The organism is Streptomyces nanshensis (assembly GCF_001751255.1).
Classification (GTDB): domain Bacteria; phylum Actinomycetota; class Actinomycetes; order Streptomycetales; family Streptomycetaceae; genus Streptomyces; species Streptomyces nanshensis_A.
This window is the reverse complement of sequence record NZ_LJGW01000124.1, coordinates 1-7,920: the sequence shown is the minus strand read 5'-3', so window position 1 is coordinate 7,920 and position 7,920 is coordinate 1. Positions and strand designations below refer to the sequence as shown.

Annotated in this window: 6 protein-coding genes and 2 tRNA genes; 4 read left to right on the top strand and 4 right to left on the bottom strand. The window is 70.8% G+C overall.

All coding sequences use genetic code 11. The annotated features are described in order from the left end of the window. Positions 1-113: 113 nt before the first annotated feature. A complete protein-coding gene (gene arsM, locus AN218_RS07145) occupies positions 114-905 on the bottom strand; it encodes an arsenite methyltransferase (protein WP_070015915.1) in 792 nt (263 codons plus the stop codon). A gap of 95 nt (positions 906-1,000) precedes the next feature. Here arsM and AN218_RS07140 point away from each other — a divergent pair, with 95 nt between their 5' ends. The 3 genes from AN218_RS07140 to AN218_RS07130 are packed head-to-tail and all read left to right on the top strand — an operon-like array spanning position 1,001 to position 2,935. Further along, a complete protein-coding gene (locus AN218_RS07140) occupies positions 1,001-1,381 on the top strand; it encodes an ArsR/SmtB family transcription factor (protein ID WP_070015914.1) in 381 nt (126 codons plus the stop codon). Continuing rightward, positions 1,378-2,499: an ACR3 family arsenite efflux transporter gene (arsB, locus tag AN218_RS07135; RefSeq protein WP_070015913.1), complete on the top strand. Its 1,122-nt coding sequence runs from the start codon at positions 1,378-1,380 to the stop codon at positions 2,497-2,499. The genes AN218_RS07140 and arsB overlap by 4 nt, the downstream gene beginning before the upstream one ends. Beyond that, on the top strand, positions 2,492-2,935 hold the full coding sequence (locus tag AN218_RS07130; protein WP_070015912.1) for an arsenate reductase ArsC: 444 nt from the start codon (positions 2,492-2,494) through the stop codon (positions 2,933-2,935). Before arsB ends, AN218_RS07130 begins: the two co-directional genes overlap by 8 nt. Positions 2,936-3,091: 156 nt before the next feature. Here AN218_RS07130 and AN218_RS07125 read toward each other — a convergent pair whose 3' ends face one another. From AN218_RS07125 to AN218_RS07115, 3 genes are all read right to left on the bottom strand, one after another. After that, positions 3,092-4,963 (bottom strand): TerD family protein, encoded by a 1,872-nt coding sequence (locus tag AN218_RS07125; RefSeq protein WP_070015911.1) that lies wholly within the window; start codon positions 4,961-4,963, stop codon positions 3,092-3,094. 306 nt (positions 4,964-5,269) lie between these two features. Next, positions 5,270-5,342, bottom strand: a tRNA-Arg gene (locus AN218_RS07120). A gap of 215 nt (positions 5,343-5,557) precedes the next feature. Continuing rightward, a tRNA-Ser gene (locus AN218_RS07115) sits at positions 5,558-5,649 on the bottom strand. A gap of 371 nt (positions 5,650-6,020) precedes the next feature. On the opposite strand from AN218_RS07115, the gene AN218_RS07110 reads away from it, so the two are divergent. Next, the coding region (locus AN218_RS07110; RefSeq protein WP_476755955.1) for a PAS domain-containing protein at positions 6,021-7,920 on the top strand (1,900 nt) is incomplete at its 3' end.

The window sequence follows — 7,920 nt, the reverse complement described above, 5'->3', positions numbered from 1 at the left end:
GGCCGCCACGGCGGACGCGTGCGGCTGCGCGCGGGACTGCGTCTGCTGCGCCTGAGCGCACCGGCCCGGAGAGCCCGTCCGGCAACGGACCCGTACGCGCGGAAACCGCCGGCTCAGCGGCCGGGCCCGCCCGCCGAACCGCCGGTGGCTCCGGCTGCGCTGACCGGCTTGACGGCGCGGACGACGGCGGAGTGCATCCCGTCGGCGACCTGGTGGGTGAGAGCGATCTCGACGTTCGTGAAGCCGGCGGTTTCGAGTCCGCGACGGTACTCGGTGACGGAGAGGGCTCCGGCGATACAGCCGACGTGGTCGCCGCGCTCCGCCCGCTGAGCGGGGGTGAGACGGTCGTCGGCGACGACGTCGGAGACCCCGATGCGGCCGCCGGGCGCCAGGACGCGGAAGGTCTCGGCGAAGACCGCGGGCTTGTCGGTGGACAGATTGATCACGCAGTTGGAGATCACGACGTCGACCGTGTTCGCAGGCAACGGCACGGCTTCGATGGCGCCCTTGAGGAACTCGACGTTGGCGGCGCCGGCCTTCTTCGCGTTCGCCAGCGCGAGGGCGAGCATCTCCTCGGTCATGTCCAGGCCGTAGACCTTGCCGGTGGGGCCGACGCGACGGGCGGACAGCAGTACGTCGATGCCGCCGCCGGCGCCCAGATCCAGGACGCGTTCGCCTTCGTTCAGGCCGGCGACGGCGGTGGGGTTGCCGCAGCCGAGCGAAGCGGCGACGGCCTCGGCGGGCAACTGATCGTGCTCGTCCGCGGCGTAGAGAGCTCCGCCGAAGTCCCCGTCGTCCTCGGTCACTTCCGGTCCGCAGCACGCGGTGCCGCCTCCGGCGACCTGGACGGCCGCCGCCGCGTAGCGCTCGCGGACGGCTTCACGAAGGTCGTTCTGCTCGCTCATCCCGATGACTCCTTGCCGACGAGTTCCGATCGGACTGTATAGACGTTTCTCGATGCAAGCTTGCGCCCTGGATCGAAGGCCGTCAATATCGAAGCATGTCGAAACAGAAGCCCGAGGTACTCGGCCGGGCCGGTGCCGCGGAGTGCTGCCCGACCTTGCTGACCGCGCCGCTGGACGAGGAGCAAGCCGCCGAACTGGCCCCGGTGTTCAAGGCTCTGGGAGACCCGGTACGGCTGCGGCTGCTGTCGCTCATCGCCTCCCGGCAGGGCGGGGAGATCTGCGTGTGCGAGCTGACCCCGGCCTTCGACCTGTCGCAGCCGACGGTCTCGCACCACTTGAAGCTGCTGCGGCAGGCGGGACTCATCGACTGCGAACGGCGCGGGACGTGGGTCTACTACTGGCTGCGCCCCGAGATGACCGACAGGCTCGCCGCGATCCTCACCCGCCCTGCCACGGCGGCCGACACGGCCTCATGAGCAAGACGCCCTCGACGACCGCCGCGGGCCGCCCGAAGATCCGGCTGTCCTTCCTCGACCGGTTCCTCGCCGTGTGGATCCTGGCCGCGATGGCGGCCGGACTGGGCCTGGGCGGACTCGTACCGGAGCTTGGAGAGGTCCTGGCGGGGATGACGGTGACCGGCGTCTCCCTGCCGATCGCGCTCGGACTGCTCACGATGATGTATCCGGTGCTGGCCAAGGTCCGCTACGACCGGCTGGAGACCGTGACCCGCGACAGGCGGCTGCTGATCCCGTCCCTGGTCGTCAACTGGGCCGTCGGCCCGGCCCTCATGTTCGCCCTCGCGTGGATCTTCCTGCCGGACCTGCCGGAGTACCGGACGGGCCTGATCGTCGTCGGTCTGGCCCGCTGCATCGCCATGGTCGTCATCTGGAACGACCTGGCCGGCGGGGACCGCGAGGCCGCCGCCGTCCTGGTCGCCGTGAACTCGGTGTTCCAACTGGCCGCGTTCGGCGTGCTCGGCTGGTTCTACCTCTCCGTCCTCCCCGGCTGGCTCGGACTGGCCCGGACGGGACTGGACGTACCGGTCTGGGACATCGCCCGCAGCGTGCTGATCTTCCTGGGCATCCCCCTGGCCGCAGGGTTCGCGACCCGCAGGCTCGGCGAGAGGGCCAAGGGCCGGGCCTGGTACGAGAAGAGGCTGCTCCCGCTGATCGGCCCGTTCGCGTTGTGGGGGCTGCTGTTCACGGTCGTCGTGCTCTTCGCCCTCCAAGGGGACGCGATCACAGCCAAGCCGTGGGACGTGGCCAGGATCGCCCTCCCGCTACTGGCGTACTTCGCCCTCATGTGGGCCGGGACCCTGGCCCTGGGCAGAGCCGCCGGCCTGGAGTACCCGCGGGCGACGACGCTGGCGTTCACCGCCGCGGGCAACAACTTCGAACTCGCCATCGCCGTGACCGTCGCGACGTTCGGCGCGACCTCCGGCCAGGCCCTGGCCGGTGTCGTCGGCCCCCTCATCGAGGTCCCGGTCCTCATCGGCCTCGTCCATGCCGCCCTGGCCGCCCGCCGCTTCTTCCCCGGCTCGCCGGCTGCCTCGCCCGACCAGGCCGCCGTCCCGGAAGGCTCCGCCCATGTCTGATCACGCCGCAGCGAAGCCGTCGGTGCTGTTCGTGTGCGTCCACAACGCCGGCCGCTCGCAGATGGCCGCGGCCTTCCTCACCCACCACGGCTGCGGCAGGGTCGAGGTCCGCTCCGCGGGATCGGCCCCGGCCGAGACGGTGAACCCGGCCGTGGCCGAGGCCATGGCCGAGACCGGAATCGACATCACGGCCGAGACCCCGAAAATCCTCACCACGGAGGCAGTTGAGGCCTCCGACGTGGTGATCACGATGGGCTGCGGAGACGCCTGCCCCGTCTTCCCCGGCAAGCGGTACCTCGACTGGACGCTCGACGACCCCGCAGGACAGGGCGTCGAAGCGGTCCGCCCGCTCCGGGACGAGATCGAGGGCCGTGTCCGCCTTCTGCTGGCAGAGCTTCTGCCAGGTTCTCCCCCTGAAGGGCGAGTTCGCCGCTGAACTCCGTCAGACACGCCCCGAGTTGACGTCAGGGTTGCAGCGCTCATCGCCACGCGGACAAGCGGCGACCGCGGCCCTCCCGGCCAGACACCCTTCAACTCCCCGAGCGGTCACGCCTGTTGGCGTACGAATTCTGGACGGCCCGGGAGGTCCCGGCTAGTTCTCGACCTCGACTCCGTAGTGTTCTGCGAGCCGGTCCAGCCCGTGGTCGTAACCCTGGCCCACGGCGCGGAACCGCCAGAGCGGGCCGCGGCGGTAGATCTCGGCGAGGATCATCGTGCGTTCGGTGGTCGCGGCGTCCAGAAAAGCCTGGGCCGACGGAGCCGCGGTGGTGCTCGGCCCGGTGGTGACCTGGATGGCGCCGACGTCGCCGAAGGTGGCCGCACCGTCGATCGCGGCCGCGATCACGATCTTGCGAGCGGCCGGAGGCAGCGCGGGAAGATCGCTGACGACCGTCTGCTCGTCGGGCCCGTCGGCCAGCAACCGGACGGTCCCGTCCGGACTTTCGGGCGCCCCGTAGAAGACGAAGTTCTCGTCGCATGCGACCTGATCGTCTTCGTCGAGGATGAACGCGACCAGATCCACCTCGCAGATGTTCTGCTGTGCCCAACTGCCGGTGAGCGTCCAGAAGGGCGTGCTGAACGGGTACGGCAGATCGATCACTCCGCCTCGCGGCAGCACCGGAGGGGTCCGGTGAAGCCTTCTCGTCACCAGGGCCGGGTCGACGGCCGGTGCGTCGAGCCAGTCCGCGTCGTACGTCGGGACTTCCAGAGAAGCGATGCGACGCATGCGGCGGTCCGCTTCGCCTCCGGCGAGAAGGACCACCTCGGTGACACCGGCGGAGAAGTTGATCGCTGCCGCACCTCCCATCTCCACGACCCGCGCGCGGGCAGCCGCGGCCATGGGGTGCGTTCCGCCCAGTACGAGTACGCGGCGACCGGCGAGGGGCCGTTCGTTCCGTATCGGCTCGACCGTCTCGCTTCCCGCGGTGGCCGCTCGGTCCTCTTCCACGTGCGGGAGGGCGGCCGGTGCGGGGGCGTGCTCCTCGCCAGAAAGGAGGGCCTGCGTCGCCTCCTGCCGTACGGGATCGGCCGCCGCCCGCTGGTCGTGGCGCGTACCGGGACGTACGTCGTCCAGCAGCCGCACGAAGGCGGACTCGTCGACGACCGGCACGCCCTCGGCCCGCGCACGGCGGGCCTTGGCGGTGAGCGAACCCCGGTCGTCGGTGACCAGAACGCTGGTGTGGCGGCTGACGCTGGACATCACGTTCAGCCCGGCGGCGACCGCCCTGGCGACCAACTCCGCCCGCGACGCCGAGGTTTCACCGGTGACGGCGACCTTCATGCCCTGCGTCAGCCGGCCGCCGTGTGACAGTCGCCCGGGGTTCCTGAACTTACAGGGCGTCTTGGGCGGCTTCGGCACGAACTGCGGGTCCTGCCGGGGCGGACAGGCGACCAACGGCAGCGGCAGGCCGAGCCGTTCGGCTTCCCGGAGCGACGCCTTGAGTATCCCGGCCAGTACGCGTGTGTCGTCGAGCGCCTCGTGCGCCCGTAACTGCCGTACGCCGTAATGGGCCGCGAGCGTTCCCAGACGCAGATCGCTCGTGGGCGGGTCCATCTGACGGTTCAGGGCGAGGGTGCACAGCCGTTGCGACACCGGAAGCCACGACCGCGCACGTGCGAACTCGTGCGCCAGGAAGTCGTAGTCGAACTGGGCGTTGTGCGCGACGAACACCCGGTTCCGAAGCATGGGCGCGATGCGGTCGACGACCTGCTCGAATGTGGGCGCACCCCGCAGGCGCCCCGCCGTGAGCCCGTGTACGCGCACCGGCCCCGGATCACATCCGGGGTTGAGCAACGTGGAGAACTCACCGGACTGCGTACCGTCCGCGTCGACCGTCACCACGGCGATCGACAGCACTCGGTGCTGTCGCGGGCTCAGCCCGGAGGTCTCGACGTCGACGAGTGCCCAATCGAAGGCATGAGAAGGCGAGTCGAACTCCGGAACGGAGGGGGAGAGGAGGCCCATGAACAAGAACTAGCCGAGCACTATGGGTATTTCAACCTTCTTGCCTGTTTTATCTCTTCTGCCTGCCATGTCGCACCGCACGATGGGCGGGGCTCCCCTCCCCGAGGCCGGCAGTCGCCCGCGCTCGGGAGTCGTCACGAGGCGGGGCCGGGGTCGGCACGGCGGGCGGGACCGGGGCGCATGTCCCGACGAGGCGCGCGTACGGGCGTACGGTGAACCACCGCACAGTGAGCGGGACTTCGCCCCTCGGCGAGAAGAACGGAAAGAGCCCCCTCCGGAACTGTCCGGAAGGGGCTCTTAGTTGTGCGCGCTCGGCAGGATTCGAACCTGCAACCTTCTGATCCGTAGTCAGATGCTCTATCCGTTAAGCTACGAGCGCTTGTGCGTGGGCTGTTGATCAACCCTGCGATGTTGCGGGAACAACATTACATGAACGGCGCCGCGAGGCGAAATCCGTTACCCGTACCCGCCCTGACCTGCGAAAACCATGATCGGTGGCCTTCCGCGATCATGCGGCGGGGCGCACGTGCGGTGGGTGGGAACACGAAACCCCGGCCGTGAGAGCCGGGGTTCGGTGATCTTGGAGATCGGGAGCGGAGGCTGAGGGATTTGAACCCTCGATCAGGGGGTTACCCCGAAACCGCATTAGCAGTGCGGCGCCATAGACCAGACTAGGCGAAGCCTCCATTGCACGACCGCGTCCTGACGAAGCGGTGTGCAGATGATGGCACAGCCCCAAGGGCTGTCTCCAATCGGGCCCCACCGTACTCGGTCACGGTGGGGCCGGGCAAAGCGATTCGGGACGTCCACGCCCCGATGACCGGGAACGATCCCGGCGTTGACGGTCCGAGCGTTGACGATCCGGGCCGGACCACCCACCCCGACTCCCCGCGCACCGGATCGCGGACCCGGCGCGTGCACTCCGCGCGAGCGCGCCCGCGCGGAGTGCCGCACCAGGGACCTCCGTCGGAGCCCGCCCCGGGTCGTCCGAGGTCGCCCCGCGCGTACGCCCCCGGCCCCGAGGTCCGGCCCCGGCCACCGCCCCGACTACGGCACGGTGACCCCCCGTGTACCGCTCTTGTGCACTCCGCACAGCACTGGCCGTCTCCGGGGCCCCTCCCCGTACACTCCCCTCTGGTGGCATGCCCGGGGTCAGCGGCACACTGGCAGCCGTGACCGGACGCAGAGGACCGGGCGACCGGTCACCCGCACCCGTGGTCAGCAGGGAGGAATTTCCGTCGTGAGCAGGCCATCCCGAGGCGCTGCTCGTCTCGCCGCCATACTCGACGCGCTGCCGGATGCGCTGCTCCTGGTCAACTGCAACGGCACGGTGGTGAACGCCAACACCATCGCGCTCGAAGCGTTCGAGACCCCCGGCACCGCACTGGTGGGACGAGGGCTGCTGGACCTGCTGCCCGAGTTCGACCCCCAGCGGATCCCGGGTTCGATGCGCAGGCCGGACGAGGCCGCCGCCGAGCTGGAGGAGCGGCAACGGCCGACCCGCATGGTCGCGAGGCGTACCGACGGCAGCGAGATCTACGTCGAGGTCACCAGCGCACTGCTGGAGGACGGTCGCACTCCGTACGCCTCGGCCTTCGAGGCCGCCTTCGCCGACCACGGTCCCGGCACCGGCAACTCCTACACGGGCGACGAGCTGCTGATGCTCGTCGTACGCGATCTCACCGGCACGCTCGACACCGAGGCCGAACTCGCCCGCCAGCAGCGGCAGACGGAGATGATCCTGCGCGCGGCGTCCGAGGGCGTCATCGGGGTGGACACCGAGGGCGTGATCGTCCTCGTCAATCCGGCCGCGGCGCAGATCCTCGGCTACCGCGCGGGCGACCTCGGCGGTCAGGAGTTCCACTCGCTGCTGCTGCACTCGCGTCCCGACGGCAACGCGCTCCCGTACGAGGAGACGACGCTCAGCGACACCCTCAAGTCCGGGCGCAAGCACCGCGTGCGCGCGGGCCAGGTGCTGTGGGCCAAGGACGGGCAGGCGGTGCCGGTCGACATCACGACGGCGCCCGTACGGGACGGGGAGCAACTCGTCGGCGCGGTGGTCACCTTCAGCGACCGGCGGGCACAGGAGTCGCTGGCCGCGCGGCACGAGCAGTTGCTCGCCGTGCTCCAGGACTCGCTGCGCGGTCCGCTGGACCAGCTACGGGACGAGCTGTCGGGGCTGGCCGCCGACCCCGCCGGGCAACTGTGGCCGGAGGCCAACCAGATCCTGCACCACCTGGCGGCGGGCTACGCGCGTATGACGACGCTCGTGGACAACGTGCTCGCCTATCAGCGCCTCGACGCCGGGCGGGAGAAGCTGCGGCGCGAGATGACCTCGCTGGACACGGTCGTCGCGAACGGCGTCGAGGGCGCGGTGGAGCTGATCGGGCCGGGGCGCGCGCAGTTCGCGGTGCACGCGCCGCCGATCGAGGCCGAGGTCGACGGCGAGCGGCTGACGACGGCGCTGGCGCATCTGATCGCGGACGTGGCCGGCGTGGACGCGACGGGCAACGCCCCGGCCGCCGCGCCGCCGCCCGGCGTCGACCCGACGATCGTGGTCGCGGCGGCACAGCGCGGCGACGTCGTACGGCTCGAAGTGCGCGGCCCGTACGCGGGCGGCGACCCGGTCCATCTGCCCATCGTGCGCGGCACGGTGGAGCGGCACGGCGGTGTGTTCCAGACGCACGAGGTGCCGGGCGCGGGCGGCAGCGCGTACGTGCTGGAAGTCCCGCTCAAGGCGGACAGCGCCGGGAGCGGCGTGGACGCAGCGGCANTCCGCGGGTGCGGGCGCCGGTACGGACGCGTCCGGGGCGCAGGGCGGCGAGACCTCCTCCGGTGCTCAGCGCGGGCGCGACGGACGGGACGGACGGGACGGACGCGAGGGCGAGACGACGGTGATGCCCGTGCCCGCGCAGCCCGTGCGCGGCACCGAGGCGCCCGCGGGCGTGCAGCCCGCC

Bases quoted from the DNA above. Each gene is read 5' to 3' on its own strand.
- AN218_RS07140 (WP_070015914.1), top strand. From the start codon at position 1,001: ATGTCGAAACAGAAGCCCGAGGTACTCGGCCGGGCCGGTGCCGCGGAG.
- AN218_RS07125 (WP_070015911.1), bottom strand. From the start codon at position 4,963: ATGGGCCTCCTCTCCCCCTCCGTTCCGGAGTTCGACTCGCCTTCTCAT.
- arsM (WP_070015915.1), bottom strand. From the start codon at position 905: ATGAGCGAGCAGAACGACCTTCGTGAAGCCGTCCGCGAGCGCTACGCG.
- AN218_RS07130 (WP_070015912.1), top strand. From the start codon at position 2,492: ATGTCTGATCACGCCGCAGCGAAGCCGTCGGTGCTGTTCGTGTGCGTC.
- arsB (WP_070015913.1), top strand. From the start codon at position 1,378: ATGAGCAAGACGCCCTCGACGACCGCCGCGGGCCGCCCGAAGATCCGG.